This is a genomic window from Altererythrobacter sp. GH1-8 (assembly GCF_043702085.1).
Lineage (GTDB): Bacteria > Pseudomonadota > Alphaproteobacteria > Sphingomonadales > Sphingomonadaceae > Erythrobacter.
This window is the reverse complement of sequence record NZ_CP171690.1, coordinates 195,553-218,993: the sequence shown is the minus strand read 5'-3', so window position 1 is coordinate 218,993 and position 23,441 is coordinate 195,553. Positions and strand designations below refer to the sequence as shown.

Here is a 23,441-nt window from a genome sequence, read left to right as displayed (position 1 = left end):
GACATCCCATGCTGAAAGCACTATCCCCACTACGCCGCGCGATCATCGCCGGATACGCGCTCGCCTGCCTTGCTTTGATCGTATCCACCGGCAGCTGGGACGGGTTGGGCACGCTGCTCTTCGCAGTGCCGCTGTTCTTCTGGATGATCCTGCCGGTCACGGGGCTCGCGCTGGCGCAGCCGCTGGGCCAGATTACCGCCATCGGCGCTGCGGTGATCGGGCTGAGCGGGCTCTATCTCTATTGGCGCACTTTCTTCGGGCCGGATCTCGATCCGCAATCGGCGATCGCCTATATCGTGCTGCCGGTCTACCAGATGCTCGCCAGCCTGCCGGTAATCATCGCGGCGCTGATCGCGATCAAGATTGGGCAAGGTCGGAAGTGACTGATCCCATTCCCCTGCATTCGCCTGAGCGGCAGCCGGATGACCCCGATGCGGCGCTGCGCCCGAAAACTCTCAAGGAGTTCATCGGGCAGGAGGCGGCGCGCGATAACCTCCGCGTCTTCATCGAGAGCGCCAAGTCGCGCGGTGAAGCGATGGACCACACGCTGTTTTTCGGTCCGCCTGGGCTCGGCAAGACCACGCTGGCGCAGATCATCGCAGGCGAACTGGGCGTCGGCTTTCGCGGCACCTCCGGTCCGGTGATCGCCAAGGCGGGCGACCTTGCCGCGCTGCTGACCAATCTTGAGCCGCATGATGTGCTGTTCATCGACGAGATTCACCGATTGAATCCAGTGGTCGAGGAAATCCTTTACCCCGCGATGGAGGATCGCGCGCTCGACATCATTATCGGCGAAGGGCCCGCGGCGCGCAGCGTAAGGATCGACTTGCCGCCTTTCACCTTGATCGGTGCCACCACGCGGCAGGGCTTGCTGACGACGCCGTTGCGCGACCGGTTTGGCATCCCCGTCCGGCTCAACTTCTACACGCATGACGAGCTGGACCGGGTGGTAACGCGCGGCGCGAAACTGCTGGGCCTCAATATCGACAAGGACGGTGCGCGCGAAATTGCGCGGCGCTCGCGCGGAACGCCGCGTGTGGCAGGGCGCTTGCTGCGGCGCGTTCGGGATTTCGCTCATGTCGCAGGCCAAGGGACTGTCACCCGCGCGATTGCGGACGATGCGCTGACCCGGCTGGAGATCGACCGGCTGGGGCTCGACGCGATGGACCGGCGCTATCTCTCGATGATCGCCACCACCTACAAAGGCGGTCCGGTTGGGGTGGAGACACTCGCGGCAGGGCTGGCGGAGCCGCGCGACACAGTCGAGGAGGTGGTCGAGCCTTACCTGATCCAGCTCGGCCTTTTGGCGCGCACAGCACGCGGGCGGGTCCTCAATGATGATGGCTGGAAGCATCTGGAGATGACACCGCCCCAAAATGCTTCCGACGCTGGCGAATCGCGCGGCGGCGATGCGCAATCGGGACTGTTTGACGGCTAACGCCCAAGCAAAAAAGTAGTGTCAGATCGTCCCGAATCGAGACTTGCGCGCCGCCAAACCACTGATTTTGTTGAGACTAAATGGTTGGCCTGGTTAGCCTTCAGCAGCAAACATCTTGCGCTGTGTTATTGGCTCAGCATGCATTTGGCGGTCGGCCAGGGCTGGATGATACTTCGAGCCATCTGCTCGGCTGACGCTCTGTAAGAGCGCCTCTGCGCCCTCATGGAGCCGCAACCTTGGTCGGGCGGCGCCTCATCCCGGTGCCGCCCACTTTTTGCCTGATTTCCTACTTCAGTCCGGCTCGCTAAGTGGAAGTCCTGCGTCCTGCCATTCGAGAATTCCGCCTTCGAGGTGCCGCGCGGTTTCGCCAGTATGTTCGGCGAGTCTCTCTGCCGCAATGCCGCTCCGGCGGCCAGAGCGGCAGTAGAGCACCACTTCGCGTCCGTCCGATGTGTCGAGCGCAGTTGGATCGAACCTGTCGAGCGCGATGTGCTCAGCACCGGGGATGATGCCTTCGGCCACTTCCTCGTCCGTGCGGACATCGATCAGGCGGATCGAGCCGCCCTCAAGCAGCGCGGCAAGCGCGGCGGTGTCGAGCGTCTCGATCTTCGGCGCAGCTTCACTGACAGGCGCAGCGGCCGCATCATCTGCCGCCGCTTCAGAAGTGCAGGCAGCGAGCGCGAGGCCCGCCGCTGCCAATGCAATGATCGCTGCGCGGCGCATCACGAGGAAGCGAGCTTGCGCAGGACATAATGGAGGATGCCTCCGTTGCGGTAATACTCCATCTCGTTCGCGGTATCGATCCGGCAGAGCGCGGTGAAGGTGAAGGTCGTGCCGTCCTTGCGGGTGACTTCGACTTCGACGTCCTGGCGCGGTTCAAGCGACGCAAGTCCCTTGATCGAGAACGTGTCGTCGCCGGTCAGGCCCAGCGTCTCGCGCGTGTCGCCACCTTTGAACTGCAGCGGGAGCACGCCCATGCCGATCAGGTTCGATCGGTGAATACGCTCAAAGCTTTCCACGATGACCGAACGGACGCCCAAGAGGATCGTGCCCTTCGCCGCCCAGTCGCGGCTGGAGCCGGTTCCGTATTCCTTGCCGCCGATGACGACCAGCGGGGTGCCATCTTCCTTGTGCTTCATTGCCGCATCGTAGATCGGCATCTGTTCGCCATTGTAGATGGTCACGCCGCCTTCGACGCCCGGCACCATTTCGTTCTTGATGCGGATGTTGGCGAAGGTGCCGCGCATCATCACATCGTGGTTGCCGCGCCGCGAGCCGTAGGAGTTGAAGTCCTTCTTCGCGACCTGGTGGCTGTTGAGGTAAGCGCCTGCCGGGCTGTCTTCCTTGATCGAGCCGGCGGGCGAGATGTGGTCGGTGGTGACACTGTCGCCAAGGATCGCGAGCGACTTTGCATCGGTGATGTCTGCGACCGGTGCCGGAGTCATCTCCATGCCTTCGAAGAAAGGCGGACTGGCGACGTAGGTGCTGGTCGGGTTCCACTTGTAGGTGTCAGACGCTTCGACCTTGATCGCCTGCCAGTGCTCGTCACCGTCATAGACGTTGGCATAACGGTCGACAAACATCGAGCGGTCGATATTGGCTGCGCGATTGGCCGCGATTTCCGCATTGCTCGGCCACAGATCGGCCAGCATCACATCGTTGCCGTCCTGGTCCTGCCCGATCGGCGTGGTGGTGATGTCTTCTGTCACCGTTCCCTTGAGCGCGTAAGCGACAACAAGCGGCGGCGATGCGAGGAAGTTCGCGCGTACGTCTGGCGAAACGCGTCCTTCAAAGTTGCGGTTGCCCGAAAGGACTGAGGCTGCGACGATATTGTTGCCGTTGATCGCTTCGCTGATCGGCGGGGCCAGCGGGCCAGAATTGCCGATGCAGGTGGTGCAGCCATAGCCGACGAGGTCGAAACCGATCGCATTGAGATCGTCTTGCAGGCCGGACTTCACGAGATAGTCCGTTACAACCTGCGATCCGGGGGCAAGCGAGGTCTTCACCCATGGCTTGGGCTTCAAGCCCTTCTCGACCGCTTTCTTGGCGACGAGTCCGGCTGCGATCAGCACATCGGGGTTGGATGTGTTGGTGCAACTGGTGATCGCTGCGATCACGACATCGCCGTCGCCGATGTCATGGTCCTTGCCTTCGACCGCCACGCGCTCCGGCGCGGCCTTCTTGTAAACGCTGACGAGATCGCCGTTGAACAGTTCGTCCACCTCGGGAAGGATGACCTTGTCTTGCGGACGCTTGGGACCGGCGAGCGACGGCACGACCGCACTCATGTCCAGCTCCAGCGTATTTGAGAAGATCGGCTCATTGTCCGGCTCGAACCACATGCCCTGTTCTTTCGAATAGGCTTCGACGAGCGCGATGGTTTCCTCGTCACGGCCCGTGAGGCGCATGTAATCGAGCGTCTTGTCGTCAATCCCGAAGAAGCCGCAGGTCGCACCATATTCGGGCGCCATGTTGGCGATGGTGGCGCGGTCAGCCAGGCTGAGGTTGGCCACACCTGGGCCGTAGAACTCGACGAAACGGCCAACTACGCCCACTTCGCGCAGCATCTGGACACAGGTGAGCACGAGGTCGGTTGCGGTCACGCCTTCGGCCATCGCGCCAGTGAGCTTGAAGCCGACGACTTCAGGGATCAGCATAGAGATGGGCTGGCCGAGCATCGCTGCTTCGGCTTCAATCCCGCCGACACCCCAGCCCAGCACGCCGAGGCCGTTGATCATGGTGGTGTGGCTGTCGGTGCCGACGCAGGTGTCAGGATAGGCCACAAGAGTATCGTTGTGATCATCGGACGACCAGACGCCTTTCCCGATATATTCGAGGTTCACCTGGTGGCAGATGCCGGTCCCTGGAGGGACAGCAGAGAAGTTCTTGAAGCTCTTTGAGCCCCATTTGAGGAAGTCATAGCGCTCTGCATTGCGCTCATACTCGAGCTCGACGTTCTTCTCGAATGCCTTGGGGTGGCCGAACTCGTCGACCATGACCGAGTGGTCGATCACAAGGTTGACCGGAACCTGCGGGTTGATCTTGGCAGTATCGCCGCCGAGCTTCGCAATCGCGTCGCGCATGGCCGCGAGGTCCACCACGCAAGGAACGCCGGTGAAGTCCTGCAGCAGGACGCGCGCAGGGCGGTACTGGATCTCGCTGCCAGTGACGGGGTTCTTCTGCCAGTCGACAATCGCCTGCGCGTCGTCGGTCGAGACCGTGAAGCCGCCATCTTCGAAACGCAGCATGTTCTCCAGCAGCACTTTCAGACTGATCGGCAGCCTGGAGACATCGCCCAGCTTCTCTGCCGCCTTGGCAAAGGAGTAATAGGCATATTCCTTGCCACCGACATTCATTGTGGAGCGAGTTCCGAGCGTGTCTTTACCGACCTGTGTCATGGGCGCGTGTCATCCTTTCATGGGACTGCGAGTTCTGTCTGGCTGAGCGTTCCGCCGCCTCGAGGGATGCGGGGATTCGCCTTTGCGCGCCACCTGCGCTTTCGCGCGCGCGAGGTCAAGGTCTTGGCGGGCCGAAACCGCTCAGACATTGGTCGACTTCGCGCTAAATTGCAGTCTGCTCAGGAGGTGTTTGCCGCGTCGCGATCCAGCACCCGATCACGATCAGCACAGCCCCGGCGACCGTCGCCGGCGTTACCATCTCATCAAACATCAGCCATCCGAACAGCGCAGCCCACAGGAACCCGGTATATTCTATCGGCACGAGCACCTGCGCCTCTGCGCGGGCGTAAGCCCATGACAGGAACAGTACGGCAAGGATAGTCAGAACCGCTCCGCTGACGAGATCAATCCAGACCGTGTGGTCCTGCGGGATAACCAACAGTAAGGGTGTTCCAAGCAGCAGCACGCTCCCCGCAATACCATTCTGGAAGACACTGACTTCAATCGGGCTGGCAACCAGGGCCTGCTGGCGCTGCAAAATCAGGTTCCAGGCGTAAAGCAGTGCAGACAGGAACAGCGCCGCCAGACCGAGCGCGGCGTCCTCAGTCATTCGCTCGCGCCCGATCCGCCCCCCGACGATGATGATGACGCCGATCAAGCCCAGCATCGCGGCGACAATCGCTTTCTGCTCAACGCGCTCGCCCAGCAGGATTGCGGCCAGATACAGGGCTATTAGCGGCGATATGAACGAGAGTGCGATCGCTTCAGCGAGTGGAAGGCGCACAATGGCATAGAAGAAACTGAGACCCATGAAAGCGCCAACGACGCCTCTGGTCAGGTGAATTCGCAGGACATGGCGCTCCGGCCAGCGCAGATTGGTCAGCGCCCAGATCGGAGCGGCCAGGCATACCCCGATGGCACAGCGAAGGAAGTAGGCGCTGAAAGCGCCGACAGCCAGAGCTGCGCTCTTCATCACTGCGTCCATCGCTGAAAAGAAGCCGATGCCGATGATCGTAGCCAGCAATGGCAAGAGGGCGGGATTGCGTGTCATAGGATCGCGCCTAGGCTCGCCTGGCTCATTCGTCACGAAAAATGGGGCAATTCAGCCTTTTGACAGCACAAAACCTCTACGCTTGGGTCAAATATCGGTTATGTTTGAATTCGAAAGTCTGGTCGAAAAGGGTCACTATCTGTGAAAACGCGTTGGAAATCAGGTATTGCTGGGCTCGCCTTGCTTGGCTTGGCGGGCACGACTTTGGCTAAGGCAAGTGAGCCGAAGAACTTGCTTCCCGATGCTGACAATGCTCCGCGGGCAGGCACTCAAGCGCCTGCTTCCCCCACGCCGGCGACCATGGATGATGCATTTCCTCGCATGGTGTCCGATCCCATGGTGCAGGGCGACATGCCGTTCGAGCCAGTGCCGCTGGTTCAGCCGTGGAGCGCTGAGAATGTCGACCGGTTGATCGCTGTGATTGAAGGGATTGGTGCTGAAGGTCTCGATCCATCAGACTATCAGCTTGATGCGATCAAGGCCGCGCTCGCGCAGGGTCCTTCGCAAGAGCTTGACCAGCTCGCCAGCAAGAATTTCATCTGGCTTGTTGAAGACCTGCGCGATGGCCGTACGCCCATGGAAGCGCGCGAGCAATGGTTCGTGGTCGATCCGGATCGTGATCGTTTCCGCAGCGGTGATCTGCTTGCGGCAGCAGTCGAGAGCGGCGATATTGCGGGAACCCTGGCTCAGCTCAATCCGACACATCCTGATTATGCAAAGCTCAAGGCAGCGCTAGCAAAGGCGACTGACCCGAAGAAGCGCAAGCTGATCCGTGCGAACATGGACCGCTGGCGTTGGCTCGCGCGTGACTTGGGCAAGCAATATCTGATCACCAACGTGCCTGAGTATCAGCTGCGCCTGACGGTGAATGACAATATCATTTCAACCTATCGCACGGTTGTCGGTAAGCCGGGCCGCACGGCTACGCCGCAGCTGGCGGAGACAGTGGAAGGCGTGGTGTTCAATCCCACCTGGACTGTGCCGCAGTCGATCGTCGTGGGTGAAGGGCTGGGCGACAAGGTGAAGAACAACCCGGCATGGGCAAAGCGCAACGGATACACCCGCAGCGAATACAATGGCTTTGTCACCGTGGTGCAGCAGCCGGGGCCAGGCAATTCTCTAGGGCGGATGAAGCTCGACATGCCCAACCCCCATGCGATCTTCCTGCACGATACGCCTTCGCGCCACCTGTTCGCAAATGATGACCGTGCTCTAAGTCATGGCTGTATCCGCACAGAGCGGGCGCTTGAGCTCGCGATCACCATGGCGATCCTCGGCAAGGGTGCCGAGCGTGAGGAAGTGATCGAAGTTGCCACCTCGGGCAAATACACCAAGGTGCCGATCAAACAGGAAATGCCTGTCTACATCACCTATTTCACCATGGCGACGGACATCAATGGCGAGCTTGCGACCTTCACGGACATTTATGATCGTGATGCACCCGTGCTGGCCAGCCTCGACGCGCCCCGTGTTCAGAACCGGTCAGGTGAAAGCGATGATGAAGTGATCGTGATTGAGGACGATCCGCGCGATGGGGGCTAAGCCTACTCGCCGTATTCTGTCGCGACCATTGGTACGCGCGCCGGACGCAGGCTCTGTCCCTTGGCCATCAGCTCATACGCGCCGCTGGGGGAAGACATATTGACGGTTCCATCCTCTTCCCAGCCGAGGCTGTCCGCATAGATCATTCGCCCGCCTGACAGGTTGAGCAAGGCAATGCGGAACTGCTCGGTTCCCAGAGCAAAACAGCCATTGGACCGACCCATCTTGCCGTATCGTGCGAGATGCTCGGGCTCGGCATAGTCCGCGCGGTGCATCACGATATAGCGCTGCAGGGCCGCGTCATTGGTCGGATCGAGTCCGCCAAGCCTGACTGATGTTCCATAGCGTCCGACATACCATTCCCAGGTAACGTAAGAGCCCTTGCTGCTGGCGTTTGATCCTTCGACATTGGAATAGCGGTTGAGATAGCCATCATGCTCCGGATCTGAGCCGGCGCCGTGCGTGACGTAATACGAATTGACTTCTTCAAGCCCGAGATTGACGAAATGGAATCGCGGCTTGGAAGAATGCAGACCATAATCGGCGATTGCGACGATATCCCGTTTCCAGATCGCGTCTCCTGCCTTGTCGAGCTGGTGCTTTGCAAGTTCGAACAATGCTCGGTCGCGCGCAGAGCCCTTGCGGGCCTGTGCAAATACGCGCGGCGGCAGGGCGAGCGTTGCGCCCGCTGCGAGACCGCCTCTAAGAAGATCACGCCGTTTCATACGTTACATAATACTACATCAAATGTGTAGTTCCCGTGAATACCCATTCGTTAACGCTGCTCAAGCGCCCTCATGGATTGCCTTTGCCGCCATACCAAGCTTGATGACCCCGGGCATGTTCGCCTCGATCGTCGGGCCGACCTTGGCGAGCGCGGCCAGACGCGGATCGCCCTGCGCCATCATCTTCGCCACTGCCGGGCCGGTCGGATGCAAGCGCGAACGGGCGTTGAAGGCGTTGACCTTTTCGTTCTGGCTCTGTGTGGCGACGCTGAACAGGTTCATCATCACCGCGTAGGGGTAGGTATCGCTGCTATCAGTCAGCGGCGCAGGGGTGCTCAGCGCGTTCTTCTCCTCGTCGGTGTCGAAATTCGCCTCAAGAAACGCCGCCAGCGCCGCGCTGTAGGGCACGAACGGCGTCTGGACGAGCTGGAGAGTGATACGGTCTCCTTCAAAGAACGGCCTTTTGTCCTCACGCGCTTCGAACGGGACTGCGGTGGCAGTGCAATCGACGAACAGCGTGTTGTGCGGCACGTCCACCCGCGCATCGGCGAAGTGGATCGCACCCGGCTCGATCCGCGTGGCTCTGCCTTGACGATAGACCTGTTTGATCTGCCGGAGCATCGCGATCTCGCCTTCCGAGATGACTGCATAGTGCATCATCTTGGGCGCAACTTCAGGATCGATCCGCAGGAACACGCCGCGTTCCTCTAGCTTCAGCAGCATTTCATCGCCACTGTCCGATGCCGCTGCGCATTCGACCAGAGCCAGCTGAAATTCGATCAGCCCTTCGATCGCGGCGTGGGCCGGCTGGAGCAGCTTGCGGTTGAAAATCCACGAATCACGCGGACGCACCCAGCCGATCCTTTCGGGCGCAACGCCGGATTCGAGCAGCCACACGGCGGTATCCATCGCGGTCTTGCCGCCGCCGAGCACAACGTAATGTTCCGGCAGGTTCGCAGGGTCTTTCCACAGGCCGGGCAAATCGCCGGGGATGGCAAAGCGGGTCCCTTGCGCGATTTCGAAGCCGGGCTTGTGGGTCGATGGCACCGAAGTCTTGAAGTATGTCCCGTCGACCAGCTTGCGGCGCACATGCACTCTTTTTTCGGTCCCTGAAAGGATGCCGCGCACGGTATGCTCGTGGCCTTCGCTGCCGAGATATTCGGTAAGTGGCAGGTATTCGACGCGGCCCGATGGCAACATCCGCTCGTTCATCAGCTTGCCGTAATAGGCCAGGATCTCGGCATGTTTGGCGAGCGGGTACATGCCCCTGTTATGGCCGTGCGTATCGACGCGGTCCGGGCACAATTCCATCGAGTTGACGCCGTAAGTGGCGCTCGGCTGGTGCAGCGTGACGAAAGGATAGGCATCGTTCCAGTGCCCGCCGGGCTTCGCGTGCTTGTCGACGATGGTGATGTGGCAATCGGGATCTTCATCCAGCAGCGTGTCCGCAAAGGCGAGGCCCACTGCGCCCGCGCCAATGATGAGGTAATCTGTTTCGAGATCGGCCAAAGCATGGCTCCTTCCGGATTGAATGCGGTACGACCGATCAAGGCCTAGCTCATGCTGCAGAGACAGGCCAGCGCCGATTGGCCTCAGCCATGGTCAGCATGGAGCGGGCATGGCGCAGTCCCACGGTCCGCTGGTCCTCGCCATATCCGCCGCCGAGTGCCGATGCGATCGGGAGGCCGCGGCTGCGCACTTGATCGATCACGAAACTATCTCGCGCGGCGAGGCCTGCGTCTGATAATGAGAGCCGCCCCAGCTTGTCCTCCGCATGCGGATCAACGCCTGCCTGGTAAAACACGAAGTCCGGGTCGAAGCTGTCGAGCACTTGCGGCAGGCTGTGATCCAGCCTTTCCATGAAGCCATCGTCATCGATCCCGTCAGGAAGACCAATATCGAGACTGGAACGGGCCTTGCGGACCGGAAAATTCCTTTCCGCATGAATGGAGAAGGTGAACACGTCTTCGCGGCCTGCCATCAGGCTGGCTGTGCCGTCACCCTGATGCACATCGAGATCGACGATCAGGATGCGCCGCGCATCACCTTCGGCGATCAGCCGGTTGCTTGCCACCGCGAGATCGTTGAACACACAGTAGCCCGCGCCGGTATCGTGCAAGGCATGGTGGCTACCGGCAGCGGAATTCGCAGCATAGCCGTGCACCATCGCGAGCTTTGCGGCGAGCCAGGTCCCGCCATTTGTGTGCCGTACGCGGCTCGCAATGGCAGGCGTGACAGGAAAGCCGATGCGGCGTTCCTTTTCGCGTGGGACCTGCGCTCGAAAGACCTCGTCGACATAGGTCGGGCAGTGGACCGCTTCGAGCCATTCGCGCGGACAAGGCTCCGGAGCATGTTCGGTGATAGGTTCCCCGCTGGCCCGCAGCGCTTCCATCACGAGATAGTACTTGTCGAACTTGAATGTCCCGCGCGCGGGGCGCGGCGCCATGTAGTCGGCGTGGTGTACGACGTGGAGCACCGTGTGGGGTTCAGTCTTCGCCGATCTCGATCTTGCCGACCTTCAAATGATCAATCCGCGCATCGCGCACCCTCAACCGGCCAATCGCCATTCGTCCCACGGCTAAAGCGCCGATTGCCACTGCGCCCATGGCAACTGCTCCAAGTGCAAAGGCGCCCACGGCGACAGCGCCAACTGAGCGGGCATTGCCAGCGCGCGCATTGAGCGCCCCCGGTCGCCTAACCTCCGGCAGGCTCGCAGTCCGACCCACCTCGCTTGCCGCTTCTTGCTCAGTAGATTGCGTCTTGCTCTGTGCCATTGGATTACTCCGCTGCTTGGGTCTCCTGTGCCGCATGGGGATCGAACGCCACCGCTTCGCCTGCTTCGATCGCAGCCGCCTTTTCTTCCACCAGCTTGACGATGTGGTCGAGCATGTCTTCGCTCTGCACGTGATGGTCGGTAACGCCGGAAAGGTAGACCATGTGCTTGCCCTGGCCGCCGCCCGTAATGCCGATATCGGTCTCGCGCGCTTCGCCGGGGCCGTTGACCACGCAGCCGAGCACTGAGAGGCTCATCGGCGTCTTGATATGCTCGAGCCGCTTTTCCAGCGCTTCGACCGTGCGGATCACATCGAAGCCCTGCCGCGAGCAGCTGGGGCAGGAGACCACCCGCACGCCGCGAGTCCTCAGGCCCAGCGCCTTCAGCATCTCAAAGCCGACTTTGACTTCCTGCTCCGGCTCGGCGGAAAGCGAGACGCGGATCGTGTCACCGATCCCGGCCCACAGCAGGCTGCCGATCCCGATGGACGATTTGACGGTGCCGCCGATCAGCCCGCCAGCCTCGGTAATGCCCAGGTGCAGCGGGCAGTCTACCGCATCGGCAAGCCCATGATAGGCCGCAACGGCGAGGAACACGTCGGACGCCTTCACTGCGACCTTGTACTCGTGAAAGTCATGGTCCTGCAGCAGCTTGATGTGGTCGAGCGCGCTTTCGATCAGCGCTTCGGGGCAGGGCTCGCCGTATTTTTCCAGCAAGTCCTTCTCAAGGCTGCCTGCGTTGACGCCGATCCGGATCGCGCAGCCATTGGCCTTGGCCGCGCGGACAACTTCCGCGACGCGATCTGACGAGCCGATATTGCCGGGATTGATGCGCAGGCAGGCTGCACCTGCATCGGCCGCTTCCAAGGCGCGCTTGTAGTGGAAATGGATGTCCGCGACGATCGGAACGCGCGCCGCCTTGGTGATCTTGGAAAAGGCGGCACTCGCTTCAACCGTGGGGACGGAGACGCGGATAATGTCTGCGCCAGCATCTTCACAGCGGCGGATCTGATCGATTGTCGCAACCGCGTCCTCGGTCGGCGTATTGGTCATGGTCTGGACCGTGATCGGCGCATCGCCGCCGACCGGCACATCGCCGACCATGATCTGGCGGCATTGGCGCCGTTCAATCGTTCTCCAGGGCCTTATCGCGTTCATCTTACTGCCGATCTTCCTGTCTATCAGCGGGATGTTGGATACACATGTTACACAGTCCTGCGACGGAAAACCGGCTTTCTGTGAACACTTGCGGTTCGGATATGGCAATTGTGCGAAGAAAGGCGAGCAGAAAATCCATCTGTACCCTGTTAGCATCGCTAAACCGGATAGGAAACGTGCGCGAAGCGTTTGTATAAATACGACAATTTGCAGGTTCTTCTTCACCATGGTTTGACTTTGTTGCGCTTGAGAGGGAAGATCATCTCGAGGCGCAGGTTTCGTTGCGATAGCCGAAGGGGGACTCGGCACTTGAAATCTAATCCGACCATGACGGACAGCAAGTTCTTCCGACTCTTCACCATCCTGATGCTCTATGTGGCGCAGGGTATTCCTATCGGGCTGCTTGATTTCGCCATTCCGGCCTGGATGGCGACCAACGGCGCGACAGGCGTGGAGATCGCGTATGTAATTGGCCTTGCGGGCATGCCGTGGGCGCTAAAATTCATCAATGGCGCGCTGATTGATCGCTACACTGTCCTGTCAATGGGCAGGCGCAGAGCCTGGCTGATAGGCGCACAATTCGTAATGGTTGGTGTGTTGTTTGGCGCCGCTTTCATAGGGCCGCAGCCGCGTGATTACCTGTTGCTCGGTGCGATTGCCTTTGCTGTGTACACGGCGGTTGTGTTTCAGGATGTGGCAGCAGATGCCCTGGCGGTCGACATCTCACTTGGCAGCGAGCGCGGCATCACCGGAGGATTGATGTCTGGCGGGCAATCGCTCGGAATTGCGATTTCAGCGGCGCTGGCAGGCACCATTATCTTCTTCGTTGGCATCTCTGCCGCCTTTGCAGCCTGTGCAATCTGCATGGCAATCGTGTGCACCTACCTTATCTGGGTGCGCGAGCGTTCGGGCGAGAAGCGCCTCCCATGGAGCGCAGGGGAACCCCATCCCATAAGTGTGAAGATCAAGCCAGGCGACTGGATCAGCTTGCTGGTCAGCGCTTTCAGGAACCTTATCCGCAAGCATAGCCTGATTTGGCTCATACCCCTGTTTTGCCGGGGGATGGGATATGGCTTCATGGCCGTTGCCGTGCCGCTTATTGCTGCCAATTACGCGGGTTGGAACGAGGCGCAGCTTGGCTCGGCCAATGGGACGGCTAACCTCGTTGCTGCCCTCGTGACAATGACGGTTGGCGGATATCTGACCGCCAAAATCGGTGCAAAGCCAATGCAGATCCTCACTCTCTTGCTATTCGCCGCAGCTGTCACGAGTTTCGCCCTTCTCGAGGCCGGCTGGTCGACAAGCCTGATGATGATGACCATCGTGATCGGCTGGACCGTTACCTACTCACTCACCGGCGCGCCGATTTCAGCCATAACGATGAGCTTTTGCGATCCGCAAACCGGGGCAACCCAGTTCTCGATCTATATGGCAGTGGTCAATCAAGGAATTGTCTTCGGTAGCTTCTCTTTCGCGATCCTCGAAAGCTGGGGCGGAATTCCTGCGGCATTTATCGGCCTTGCAGCCATTTATACATTGGCAGCATTCGTCGTTCTGTTCCTGCGATTGCCTGAAGAGCAGACTCTGGATGAGATAGGGGAGCCAGTCGCAGCATAGGTGCGCCGCAAGCCTTTGCTGATTGGTGGGCAACTTGCCTCAAGGTGAACCGATGACAAGCCGCCGCGCTTGCGGCATCATATATCGATGGAACACAGCCGTACTGACCAGATTGCCGAGGATGGCCCCCTGCTGTTCGCGCGGGTGCTCGATGGGAAGGGCGGCGGCTTCCCCATTGCGTGGAAAGACGCTGCGTCCTGGCAGCCGTCAGCGCCGGGCGAAGTCCTGTGGATGCATCTCAACCGCACCCACGAGGGGCTGTATGAGTGGCTCCAGAGCGCGCTAGGCATTCCGGAACCTACGGCAGAGCTGCTGACCAGCGACGAGACCCGTCCACGTGCTTTCAGGGAAGGCAGTGCGCTCGTCGCTACGCTGCGCGGGATTAACTTCAATCCGGGAGCAGAGCCTGAAGACATGGTCTCCATGCAGCTGTGGAGCGATGGAAAGCGCTTGCTGACCTTGCGCCGCCTGCCGCTTCAGACCCCGCGCGAGATCCTTGGGCAGATCGATCGCGGCGATGGCCCGCGCGATGCGGGGGCGACGATCACCTTGCTCGCGGAACTCATGATCGCGCGGATGAACCAGTCGATTGTCGACATGAATGAACATATCGACATGATCGAAGATATGGACGTCGAAGAGCAGCACGAACAGATCCTCGCCAAGATCACGAAAATCAGGCGCAATTGCCTTTCGCTCAAGCGCCATATGGGCCCGCAGCATGAAGCGCTGGAACGCATCAGCCGCGACGCGCCCGGCTGGTTTGATGCCGACGATCGCCGAGAGATTGCCGAGACCATCGAGCGCCTGCGCAGGTATCTCGACGACATCGACATCAGCAAGGAAAGCGCGGTCGTCCTGCAGGACGAATTGCGCGCCCGCAGCCTCGCGTCGAACGAGCACGCGACCTACATGCTGACTATTGTCGCGGGCATCTTCCTGCCGCTGAGCTTTCTGACCGGTCTGCTTGGCATCAATGTCGGCGGCATACCCGGAGTCGATGATCCGGCAGCGTTCTGGTGGGTAGCGGGCATCTGTGTGTTTGTGCTGGCAGTGCTGATGACGCTGTTCAAGCGGTGGAAGTGGCTCTAACGCTCTCGCCGGTCACCAGCGCACCAGAGGGGGCACGGCCAGACGGCCCAAGATCGCCATGACTACAACCGGCACGACATGCGAGATGCCGAGATGCGTGACGGTGTCGACCGGGCAGGACAGGCCGTAGGCTGCGGTTCCCAGCGCGCCTGCCGCAAGTCCGGTGAACCAGCCCGCGAGATTGAGCGAAACCGGCGCACCGCGGCGTAGCCAAAGCGTCAGCGCGGCTCCGGTTGCGAGGGAGGCGACAAGTGAGGATTGGATGCAATGGACAGCGAACAAGCTGTTGATTTCGAGATGTTCCTCATGCGCGTGCGGAATGATGCTGATTACCGCAGCGATCGGCAGCACCGCCAGCGTCGCGCTCGCCCATTTCGGAGCATCGTGACGATTGCCGACGCGCGGGCTCGCCATCATGATGACAGCGCTCGTCGCAGCAAGGCCGAGCACCAGCAGGAGGCCGCTCGTCACCCAGAAGAAAGGTGCCGCCTCTCCTGCAAGGATGCCATGCCAGAAGCCTTCGAACACGATCACGCCGATGACGCTTAGTGCGCCTGCAAGGGCGACCATCAGCGCGCCGTCGCGCGGATTGAATGCGCGCACGGGAGCGAGCTCCTCCGTCAGGCTGGCGATCATCTCTTGTCTGGAGCGGTTCATTGTTATTCTGCTTTCTCAACGAGCGCGGACAGTCTCTTCAATCCGCGATGAATATTCACTTTGACCAGGCTCTCGCTCTGGCCGGTCTTGCCAGCTGCTTCAGCGATCGTCAGGCCTTCGATCTTCACCAGCTCGATCACTTCGGCCTGTTTGTCAGACAGGTTGACGAACAGGCGTTCGAGGCTGACTCGGGCGGCGATGGCTTCTTCCTCGCTGTCTTCGATTGCGTCATTGTCGCCCAGCAGATCGCTTTCATGCTTGTAGACCTTGCGCAGGTGATCGACCCAGCGATAGCGCGCAATCGCTGCGAGCCAGGGCAGGAACGGGCGGGTCCTGTCCCAGGCCGCGCGCTTGTTGTGCACCGCGAGCAGCACGTCCTGCACCAGATCATCGAGCTGATGCGGCGGCACGCGCCTGCGGAAATAGCGCTCCAGCCACAACCCGGCCTCTGACAGCAGCACGTTGTAGGCGGACTTGTCGCCTTTCTGTGCGGCCGCCATCAGCCGGGCAAGAGTGGCTTCGTCGGCTATCATGCCCGGGTTCTAGCTGCGATTGCTGCATCAAGCGAGAACACACCTGCGCTGCGCGATATCAGCACAAGCGCCATGGCGGTCCACAGGATGTGCACGCTCCACCAGGCATCGCGATAGACGAACAGCTGGATCACCAGCGTCATCCCGAGCAGGGCGGCTGCGGAAAAGCGCGTGGCAAGGCCAAGAGCCAGCAGGATGGGGAAGAGATGCTCGGCATAGGTCGCCATGGGTGCCGCCACCTGGGGGGAAAGCAGCGGCACCCCGGTATATTCGTATTCGAACAGGAAGCCAGTGGCCTCGGACACCTGCAACCAGGTTCCTTCCTCCACCTTGGACCGGCCAGAACGCCAGAAAATGCCTGCCAGAGCAATCCGCGTGAAGAGCAGTGCGAGCCCTTCGAACCAGCGGCTGGCCAAGAACGAAGCCAGCCGGTTGTACAAGGATATCACACTGCTCATCGTCATGCCTCCTGCGGGTCAGCCGATCGGGCTCAACGCTTGATCGGGGTCAGCGAGCCCTTGCCTTTGGGCGTCTCGATGCTGGTGCAGGTGCCTTTCTTGACGAGCTTCCACGCATCGCCCTGATAGTCGCGGGTCGATGTGCCCGCACAGCTTGTGCCGGGGCCTGCCACGCAATCGTTCTTGCCTGCCTTGGCAACGCCGTAGCATTTCTCCATGCCGCCTGATTGCGCGGCAACGGGGCTTGCGACCAGAGTGGTGGCGACGCCTGCTGTCATGGCGAGGCCAGCGAGCGCTGCGATCGAATAGGTGTTCATGGTTTCTCTCCAGAAAAATGGGCCAAGGCTAGGCCAAGAGTGAGGGTAATCGGGTCATTCTTGCGCTCCGGAATGTGTGCCGGAACTGCCTGCTGGTTCGCCGCCACCCGGCCGTGAGTTACAGCTCAAAAAAGAATTTTCGCGCTGTAACTTTCGCTTTGCACGAGGCGAACCCGGCTATGTCCCCACTGCGCCTGGAAGCGTCAGAAAGAGGGGGCGAAGCTGAGTTACCCACCCCCTGTTTCCCAATGGAGAGAACTTATGAGCACCCCAATCCGCAAACCCGTTTTCGCTGCAACAGCTGCTGCCTTTGCACTGTCATCCATGGCAGCTTTCGCGGCTGAGCCGCCCGCAGGATCCAGCGGCCGCGCAATAAACAGCGAAGACACCGTGCATTGCTACGGCGTGCACAGCTGCAAGGGCCAGGCCGATTGCGCGACGACCGAGAACGCATGCAAGGGCCAGAACGAATGCAAGGGGCACGGCTTCAAAGCGATGAAGGCCGGTGAATGTCTTGCTGCTGGCGGCACGATTGGCGATCTCGGCTAAGGCTGAGGTCACTCCCCCGCGGCCCGGCATCCTCCAAACCCCCGACCCTCGAGCGGTGTCGGGCCGCAACCCTCGGGACCTGAATTAATGGGCGCAATCACACCCCTCGACGGATTTGGCCTCGGACTTCGCCGGACGCATTATCCCGATTTTCTAGACGGCAATGTCCCTGTCGACTTCGTTGAAGTGGTTTCCGAAAACTACATGGTCGATGGCGGCAAGCCTTTGCGCGTGCTCGAAGAAATCCGGGCAAAGCACCCGGTGATACTCCACGGCGTTTCCATGTCTGTCGGTTCCGCCCATGGTCTCGATCCCGATTATCTTCTTCGCCTGAAGGGGCTCGCGGACCGGATCGAGCCCTTGTGGATGAGCGATCACCTGTGCTGGACACGCACCAGCGCACACAACAGCCATGATCTTCTCCCGCTGCCGCTGACTGAAGAAGCGCTCAAGGTCGTTTGCAGCAACATCGACAAAGCCCAGACCTTGCTCGGCCGCGCGCTGCTGTTCGAGAACCCATCGAGCTATCTGACCTTCCCGGAAGACGAGATGGCGGAATGGGATTTCCTGTCCGAAATGGCGCGCCGTACAGGGTGCTACCTGCTGCTCGACGTGAACAACGTCTATGTCAGCGCGCAGAACCATGCCTTCAGCGCGGACGATTATCTTGCAGGGCTTCCGCTCGATCGCGTGCGGCAAATCCACCTTGCAGGCCATGACCCCGCCAACCAGAGCCGAAACCTCATCATCGATACGCATGACCGCGCGGTCTGCGACGACGTCTGGTCGCTCTATGCCAAAGCGATGGCGATGATGCCGCTAGTTGTCGCGACCATGATCGAGCGGGATGACAAGAATCCGCCCTTGCCGGAGCTCCTGAGCGAACTGCACCTTGCACGCGAACTCGCGCGGCAAGCGCATCGGGTCCCCGCATGAGCCTCGCCGCGTCGCAAGCTGCCTTCATGGCGCAAGTGCTGGATGAAGACGCGGCGCTTCCTCCCACATGGGGCGCCGGACAAAGCTCTGGCATAGCGGTCTATCGCAACAATTACCGCTCCTCGCTCGTGGAGGCGCTGCGCAGCACTTTCGAGCGCTCCGCGCGCTGGGTGGGCGAAGACGCCTTCCGCCGGGCTGCGGCCCACCACGTGATCATGCATCCTCCATCAAGCTGGACGCTTGACGAAGCTGGGCGCGGGTTTGAAACCACTTGCGCAGAGCTGTTCACGGGCGATCCGGAAGTGGCGGAGCTTGCCTGGCTCGAATGGACCATGTTCGATGTCTTCACCTCGCGCGATGTGATCCCGCTCGATGCGGCAGGGTTTGCACGTGCGACAGAAGGTTTTGCGGAAGATGACTGGGGCGCGCTGCAGCTCGATTTCCAGCCCGGCCTCGCTCAAGCTGAAGTACGGCATGATATGCTGGCGCTGTGGAATGCGCTTGGAACGGACGATTTCGACCGGATTGACGTCAAACCTGAGACGCCGCGCTGCTGCCTTGTCTGGCGCGAGGGCGAGCGTCCGGTGTTTCAATTGGTCGATCTGGCCGAAGGATCCGCGCTTGGAGCGATGATGGCGGGCGCGAGCTATGAACAGGCTTGCGCAATCCTTGCGCAAGACGCGGCGAGCGATGAAGACATCGAGCGGGCCGCGATGCAGGCAGGCGCAATGCTCGGCCGCTGGCTCAATGATGGGCTGATTGTTGCGGTCAACAAGCGCTAAACCAATCGGCTATGGCGCGGCGCAAGCGCCGTGTTACAACGCTTGCATGATTGTCTCACAAAAGCAGGTTATCGCTGCGCTTTTCCTTTCAGTCCTGGCACTCGGCTCGGGCCATCAACTTCACGCGGAGAACGCAATGGAAGACGAAACGCCGCGCTGGTCGCTCGCCATCCATGGCGGCGCAGGCACCCTCGATCCGGACAAGATGACGCCTGAGCTGCGTGTCGAATACGAAGCAGTGCTAACCGAAGCGCTGGAAGCCGGATCGGCTGTTCTGGCAAGCGGAGGAAGCGCGGTCGAAGCTGTGCAGGCGGCAATCCTGCCGATGGAGGATAGCCCGCTATTCAATGCCGGGCGCGGCGCGGTCTACACCTGGGACGGCACGCATGAGCTCGACGCCTCGATCATGGACGGGCGCGACCGCAGCGCGGGCGCGATTGCTGGCGTCTCGGGGATTAAGAACCCAATCCTGCTGGCGGAAGCGGTGCGGCAGGATGGCAGGCATGTGATGCTGGCAGGGGAAGGCGCGGAGCAGTTCGCGAGCGGGAAGGGCATCGAAACAGCCCCGCCGGAATACTTCGCCACTGAGCGCCGCCAGAAGGCGCTGGAGCGGATGAAAGCGAAGGAGCTCTCATCGCTCGATGTCGATCACAAGTTCGGTACGGTGGGCGCGGTGGCGCTTGATATGGACGGCAATCTCGCCGCTGGTACTTCTACAGGAGGCATGACCGGCAAGCGCTGGGGGCGGATCGGAGATTCGCCCATAATTGGGGCCGGGACCTATGCTGACAATCGCAGCTGCGCGGTCTCAGCGACCGGCTGGGGCGAGTTCTTCATCCGGGTGGGTGTGGCGCAGGAGATTTGTACGCGGCTGCGGCTAGATCTTGGAGAGAGTCCTCAAGTCGTTGCCGATGCTGTCATGGCCGAAGTCAAACAACTCGGCGGTGACGGCGGTGTGATCCTAGTCACGCCGGAAGGCGACGCGCTGTTCTCGTTCAACACCACCGGCATGTATCGCGGGCGCGCGGACAGTACCGGCTTGAGCGAAGTCGCGATCTTTGGCGGAGAAGAGAACGCAGGCACGGCAGACACGCCGGACCACTAAGAGCTAAGCGCTTTCGGAAAACTTGTCGGCCTTGCGTTTGTCGAACCGCATATCGCTTTCCAGCTTGGCTCTGAGCTGGGCGTAGTAGGCTTCAAGAAACGCGCGCTCATCGCCTGCTCCGGGTGCCCAGCCGATCTTGTTGCAGATCGTTTCGTGGACCGCCGCCATGGCCTTCGCCTCACCTGCGCGCAGGACCCGTTCCAGCGTCTGCAATTCGTGTTCGCCGTAGATGGAGAGCTCTGCCTCGCCAAATTCGTAAGTCGTGCCAGTAAGTTCGCTGCGGCCATCGGCAGCGCCTTGGGTGGAGAGCGCCTCTGCAAGCTTCGTGCGAGGGGCCTCGACCACCCATGTACCGGCTATCACGTCGCCTGCGCGCAGGGCGTCCTTGTTGAAGAACGGAAACGCCATGAACAGGACGAACCAGATCAACCCGGCGATGCCGGCATTGCCCATCTCGCCGCTGGGGGCGACCAGCAGGAATGCGATCGGCAGGAACATCTCGATATCGCGCAGCAAATTGCGCGCGATCACCGCCTCTGCCGTCAGCCTGCCGCCATCGCGCGCGGCAATCCGGATGCCGCACACGCGCTTGCCGATTGTCGCGCCTCTCGGACCGAGCTCGAAGGCGAGGAAATAGCCGTAACGCGCAAGGAAGAAGAACAGGATGACCACAATAGCGAGGAATTCGCTTGCCCCCGAAACCTTATTTTCGGCGGTGTTGGCAATCTCTTCCATCAGGCCCGAGGCGAGCCAGATCATCACCAGGATGAAGACGATCATCCCGAAATAGAGGATGAAGAAATCGAGCAGCAATGCGGCCACCCGCGCGCCGCGTGAGGCAACGGTTACAGGCAGCGCCACCCCTTCCGGCGTCACGATCGTCCGGCGGCGCTTGTCAGTCCGGGCGCTTGCCGCCGTCATCGCTCATCCTCTTGCGGCTGGCCGCGATAAGCGAAGAAATAGGCGAGCCAGCCCATCAGGAATGTACCGCCGATCAGCAAGCGGTTTTCGGCTCCGCCCACCAGCTGGCGCGGGAAGGCTTCGAGCAAGGCGGCAACCACCATCATGATGACCACACCGACCATCACCAGCGCGCCGCGCTTGCCGCTTTCCGAGGCTGCTGCAAGGATCGTGCGGTCGCCTGGAAAGGCCATGCTCCGCCCGATATGCAGGCCCGCCGCGCCCGATAGCAGGATCGCGAACAACTCGGTCGTCCCGTGGACAGAGAGCCATGCGGCAAACTCGAGCGTCAGCCCCTGGCCAGAGAACAGCCACAGCATCGCGCCGAGCACTGCCATGTTGTGGACCAGCAGCATCAGCGAAGGGATGCCGAATGCGAAGCCCAGGGCAAAGGCGAGAATAGCAACCCCTGCGTTATTGCTGAACAGGCCAGCGGCAAACACCGACAGGCCGTCAGCGCTTTGTTCCACCGCGAGCGTCTCTTCGAGCACTTCGCGGCTCGCGCCGGGAACGCGGCTGTCTGTGAATTGTGATGGGACAAGGCGATAGTACCACTCCGTATCGCTTGCGACGAGCAGCCAGCCCACGATTGCGCCTGCCACCATGACGAATAGGGCAATGCAGATGTCGAGCCAGATCTCGCGCACGGCTCGGCTCCATCCGCCCCGCAGGAAGCCGCTCAGCCAGCGCCACAGCCCTTGCCGCGGGCCATAGACCTGAAACCAGGCGCGCTGGACCAGCGACTCCAGGTAAGCCAGCGTTGCGGCATCGAGCGAAGTTGCACGAGCAACGGACAGGCTGGAGGCCGCGGTGCGATAGAGCGCGGGCAAGCGCAGCAGCTCGTCATCGGTGACGCGCCTCATGCTGCCGCTTTCCATCCGGCGCAGGATCCCTTCCAGCTCGGTCCATTCCGCTTCGCGCTCGAGCCGGAACCGGTCCGAACTGAGCGCAGCACTCTCGACGGCAGGCGGCGCTTCGATCTTGCCGCGCCCGAACCAGCTGGAGATGACAGGCGCCTTCATCCGATCGCCTCATGCCTGCGAATATCGAAATAGCGGTCGATCAGCGCATAGCCGATCTCTTCCCACGGCGCCTCGACTACATCGACGCCAAGCTGGCGCAGCTGTTCGAGCACGGTGGCGCGCTGGCGCACGAGCGTATCCGCCGTAACATTGCGCGCGAGGCTCGCAAGATCGCTCGGCGGTGCGCTGACCAGTTCTTCCAGCTCGCTGTCGGTAATGGTGACGAACAGCACGAGGTGCTTCTTGACCAGTCGCCCGATGCTTTCGACCATCATCTGCGCAGCGGTAGGGTCCGCGAAATCGGAGAACAGCACGATCAGGCTGCGCCGCTGGAGCTTGGAAGAAAGCGTCGCCAGTGCGAGCGTGAAATTTGATTCCACGTTGTGGTAGTCGAGCCCTGCCGCCGCGGCCTGCAAGCGGCTGAAGCCGCGTACGTCGCCGACGAACGGCGTGATCACTTCAGGCCGCTCGGCAAAGCCGAACAGAGACACCCGGTCATTGCCCTTGAGCGCGACATAGGCGCAGGTGAGGCCCGCCGAGACCGCGCGGTCGATGCGCGGCAAGCCGTCGACCAGTTCACACATCGACTGCCCGCAATCGAAGGCGAGCACGATCTGGTTGTTGCGCTCGCTTTCATTTTCGCGCGCGTAAAGCTTGGTGTGGCGGGCAGAGGCCTTCCAGTCGATCCGGCGGCGGTCCATGCCTGGTTCGTATTCGCTCAAGGCTTCGAATTGCGTGCCTTCGCCGCGAATACGCCGCGCGAGCAAGCCGATCTGTGCATCGCGCAGGAACATCTGCAGTTCTGGCGCGCGAACGGGCGAAAGGTCTGGCCATATACGCACTTCGTCAGAGCGCGCGCGCGATTGCTGCCTCGCGCCAAGCCCCAAGGGGCCGGTCCATCGCAGCCAGGCCTGTTCAATCAAGGCCGTGCCGCGCCGATTGGGGCTGACCAGCGTCTTCCCCGCAAGCATTCCCGCATGATGGCTCGGTGCGAGCGTCACATCCGCCCGGCCGCCTTCCGACAGCCGGGGATCGAATTGCAAGGCCGCCTCAACCCGCCCCGCAGGAGCGTTTGCAAACCTTGCTTCCACGCGCAGCTCCGTCGGCTCGCCCACTTCTGCATCCTGCGGCGCGACCACCTGCCAATCCGCCATCTTGCCGGCCAGCATTGCGTCGAGGATGATAAGCGCCAGCAGCAGCACAGCGGCAATGGGCGCTGCCAGCCAGGCGCCGGGGCTGACTGCGCCGATCACCAGCGCGACCGGAGCCGCGATCGCGGCAAGCCAGGCTGCGCGGGCTGTCGGGACAAGGGGAAGCGACCAGCGCATT

At 61.2% G+C, this 23,441-nt stretch carries 24 protein-coding genes; 9 read left to right on the top strand and 15 right to left on the bottom strand.

All coding sequences use genetic code 11. The features are described from left to right. The first annotated feature begins 8 nt into the window (after positions 1–8). Complete coding sequence (locus ACG9DO_RS01120) at positions 9–383, top strand: hypothetical protein (RefSeq protein WP_394729827.1); 375 nt, start codon at positions 9–11, stop codon at positions 381–383. Beyond that, a complete protein-coding gene (gene ruvB, locus ACG9DO_RS01115; RefSeq protein WP_394729825.1) occupies positions 380–1,438 on the top strand; it encodes a Holliday junction branch migration DNA helicase RuvB in 1,059 nt (352 codons plus the stop codon). Before ACG9DO_RS01120 ends, ruvB begins: the two co-directional genes overlap by 4 nt. 291 nt (positions 1,439–1,729) lie before the next feature. Here the strand turns inward: ruvB and ACG9DO_RS01110 are convergent, their stop codons facing one another. From ACG9DO_RS01110 to ACG9DO_RS01100, 3 genes are all read right to left on the bottom strand, one after another. Continuing rightward, positions 1,730–2,161, bottom strand: a complete 432-nt coding sequence (locus ACG9DO_RS01110; protein WP_394731157.1) for a rhodanese-like domain-containing protein — start codon at positions 2,159–2,161, stop codon at positions 1,730–1,732. Further along, positions 2,161–4,836, bottom strand: a complete 2,676-nt coding sequence (acnA, locus tag ACG9DO_RS01105) for an aconitate hydratase AcnA (protein WP_394729823.1) — start codon at positions 4,834–4,836, stop codon at positions 2,161–2,163. The genes ACG9DO_RS01110 and acnA overlap by 1 nt, the downstream gene beginning before the upstream one ends. A 163-nt stretch (positions 4,837–4,999) precedes the next feature. Beyond that, positions 5,000–5,887 (bottom strand): DMT family transporter, encoded by an 888-nt coding sequence (locus ACG9DO_RS01100; RefSeq protein WP_394729821.1) that lies wholly within the window; start codon positions 5,885–5,887, stop codon positions 5,000–5,002. A gap of 204 nt (positions 5,888–6,091) precedes the next feature. Here ACG9DO_RS01100 and ACG9DO_RS01095 point away from each other — a divergent pair, with 204 nt between their 5' ends. Beyond that, on the top strand, positions 6,092–7,429 hold the full coding sequence (locus tag ACG9DO_RS01095) for a L,D-transpeptidase family protein (protein WP_394729819.1): 1,338 nt from the start codon (positions 6,092–6,094) through the stop codon (positions 7,427–7,429). A 2-nt stretch (positions 7,430–7,431) separates the two neighbouring features. Here the strand turns inward: ACG9DO_RS01095 and ACG9DO_RS01090 are convergent, their stop codons facing one another. The 5 genes from ACG9DO_RS01090 to ispG are packed head-to-tail and all read right to left on the bottom strand — an operon-like array spanning position 7,432 to position 12,084. Further along, positions 7,432–8,154 (bottom strand): murein L,D-transpeptidase catalytic domain-containing protein, encoded by a 723-nt coding sequence (locus ACG9DO_RS01090; protein WP_394729817.1) that lies wholly within the window; start codon positions 8,152–8,154, stop codon positions 7,432–7,434. A gap of 60 nt (positions 8,155–8,214) precedes the next feature. Further along, positions 8,215–9,663: an NAD(P)-binding protein gene (locus tag ACG9DO_RS01085; protein ID WP_394729815.1), complete on the bottom strand. Its 1,449-nt coding sequence runs from the start codon at positions 9,661–9,663 to the stop codon at positions 8,215–8,217. Between the two features lie 49 nt (positions 9,664–9,712). Further along, positions 9,713–10,600, bottom strand: coding sequence for a histone deacetylase (locus ACG9DO_RS01080; protein WP_394731156.1), 888 nt, complete (start codon positions 10,598–10,600; stop codon positions 9,713–9,715). A 40-nt stretch (positions 10,601–10,640) separates the two neighbouring features. Next, complete coding sequence (locus ACG9DO_RS01075; RefSeq protein WP_394729814.1) at positions 10,641–10,928, bottom strand: hypothetical protein; 288 nt, start codon at positions 10,926–10,928, stop codon at positions 10,641–10,643. 4 nt (positions 10,929–10,932) lie between these two features. Beyond that, positions 10,933–12,084 carry a flavodoxin-dependent (E)-4-hydroxy-3-methylbut-2-enyl-diphosphate synthase gene (gene ispG / locus ACG9DO_RS01070; protein WP_394729812.1) on the bottom strand — a complete coding sequence of 384 codons (1,152 nt, stop codon included), beginning with the start codon at positions 12,082–12,084 and terminating at the stop codon, positions 10,933–10,935. A gap of 327 nt (positions 12,085–12,411) precedes the next feature. On the opposite strand from ispG, the gene ACG9DO_RS01065 reads away from it, so the two are divergent. Both ACG9DO_RS01065 and ACG9DO_RS01060 read left to right on the top strand, forming a co-directional pair. Beyond that, entirely contained in the window at positions 12,412–13,701 is a 1,290-nt protein-coding gene (locus ACG9DO_RS01065) for an MFS transporter (protein WP_394729810.1), read from the top strand. A gap of 87 nt (positions 13,702–13,788) precedes the next feature. After that, positions 13,789–14,793, top strand: a complete 1,005-nt coding sequence (locus ACG9DO_RS01060) for a zinc transporter ZntB (protein WP_394729809.1) — start codon at positions 13,789–13,791, stop codon at positions 14,791–14,793. A gap of 12 nt (positions 14,794–14,805) precedes the next feature. On the opposite strand, the gene ACG9DO_RS01055 is transcribed toward ACG9DO_RS01060, so the two are convergent. From ACG9DO_RS01055 to ACG9DO_RS01040, 4 genes are read right to left on the bottom strand one after another with little or no spacing between them, the layout of a single operon-like run. After that, positions 14,806–15,450 (bottom strand): NrsF family protein, encoded by a 645-nt coding sequence (locus ACG9DO_RS01055; protein WP_394729807.1) that lies wholly within the window; start codon positions 15,448–15,450, stop codon positions 14,806–14,808. A gap of 2 nt (positions 15,451–15,452) precedes the next feature. Then, positions 15,453–15,983, bottom strand: coding sequence for a sigma-70 family RNA polymerase sigma factor (locus ACG9DO_RS01050; RefSeq protein ID WP_394729805.1), 531 nt, complete (start codon positions 15,981–15,983; stop codon positions 15,453–15,455). Further along, positions 15,980–16,441 (bottom strand): DoxX family protein, encoded by a 462-nt coding sequence (locus tag ACG9DO_RS01045; RefSeq protein ID WP_394729803.1) that lies wholly within the window; start codon positions 16,439–16,441, stop codon positions 15,980–15,982. Before ACG9DO_RS01045 ends, ACG9DO_RS01050 begins: the two co-directional genes overlap by 4 nt. 32 nt (positions 16,442–16,473) lie before the next feature. Continuing rightward, entirely contained in the window at positions 16,474–16,758 is a 285-nt protein-coding gene (locus ACG9DO_RS01040; RefSeq protein ID WP_394729801.1) for a DUF2282 domain-containing protein, read from the bottom strand. Positions 16,759–17,019: 261 nt separating this feature from the next. On the opposite strand from ACG9DO_RS01040, the gene ACG9DO_RS01035 reads away from it, so the two are divergent. The 4 genes from ACG9DO_RS01035 to ACG9DO_RS01020 all read left to right on the top strand — a co-directional run bounded on the left by ACG9DO_RS01035 (position 17,020) and on the right by ACG9DO_RS01020 (position 20,130). Continuing rightward, on the top strand, positions 17,020–17,307 hold the full coding sequence (locus ACG9DO_RS01035; protein ID WP_394729799.1) for a hypothetical protein: 288 nt from the start codon (positions 17,020–17,022) through the stop codon (positions 17,305–17,307). Positions 17,308–17,394: 87 nt separating this feature from the next. Beyond that, a complete protein-coding gene (locus ACG9DO_RS01030) occupies positions 17,395–18,243 on the top strand; it encodes a DUF692 family multinuclear iron-containing protein (RefSeq protein WP_394729797.1) in 849 nt (282 codons plus the stop codon). Beyond that, positions 18,240–19,025 (top strand): putative DNA-binding domain-containing protein, encoded by a 786-nt coding sequence (locus ACG9DO_RS01025; RefSeq protein WP_394729795.1) that lies wholly within the window; start codon positions 18,240–18,242, stop codon positions 19,023–19,025. Before ACG9DO_RS01030 ends, ACG9DO_RS01025 begins: the two co-directional genes overlap by 4 nt. 46 nt (positions 19,026–19,071) lie before the next feature. After that, positions 19,072–20,130, top strand: a complete 1,059-nt coding sequence (locus ACG9DO_RS01020) for an isoaspartyl peptidase/L-asparaginase family protein (RefSeq protein WP_394729793.1) — start codon at positions 19,072–19,074, stop codon at positions 20,128–20,130. A 3-nt stretch (positions 20,131–20,133) separates the two neighbouring features. On the opposite strand, the gene ACG9DO_RS01015 is transcribed toward ACG9DO_RS01020, so the two are convergent. Genes ACG9DO_RS01015 through ACG9DO_RS01005 form a run of 3 tightly spaced genes read right to left on the bottom strand, consistent with a single transcriptional unit; the run spans position 20,134 to position 23,440 of the window. Continuing rightward, entirely contained in the window at positions 20,134–21,051 is a 918-nt protein-coding gene (locus tag ACG9DO_RS01015) for an RDD family protein (protein WP_394729791.1), read from the bottom strand. Then, on the bottom strand, positions 21,048–22,112 hold the full coding sequence (locus ACG9DO_RS01010; RefSeq protein ID WP_394729790.1) for a stage II sporulation protein M: 1,065 nt from the start codon (positions 22,110–22,112) through the stop codon (positions 21,048–21,050). The genes ACG9DO_RS01015 and ACG9DO_RS01010 overlap by 4 nt, the downstream gene beginning before the upstream one ends. Beyond that, a complete protein-coding gene (locus ACG9DO_RS01005; protein WP_394729788.1) occupies positions 22,109–23,440 on the bottom strand; it encodes a DUF58 domain-containing protein in 1,332 nt (443 codons plus the stop codon). The genes ACG9DO_RS01010 and ACG9DO_RS01005 overlap by 4 nt, the downstream gene beginning before the upstream one ends. Between the last annotated feature and the right edge of the window lies 1 nt (position 23,441).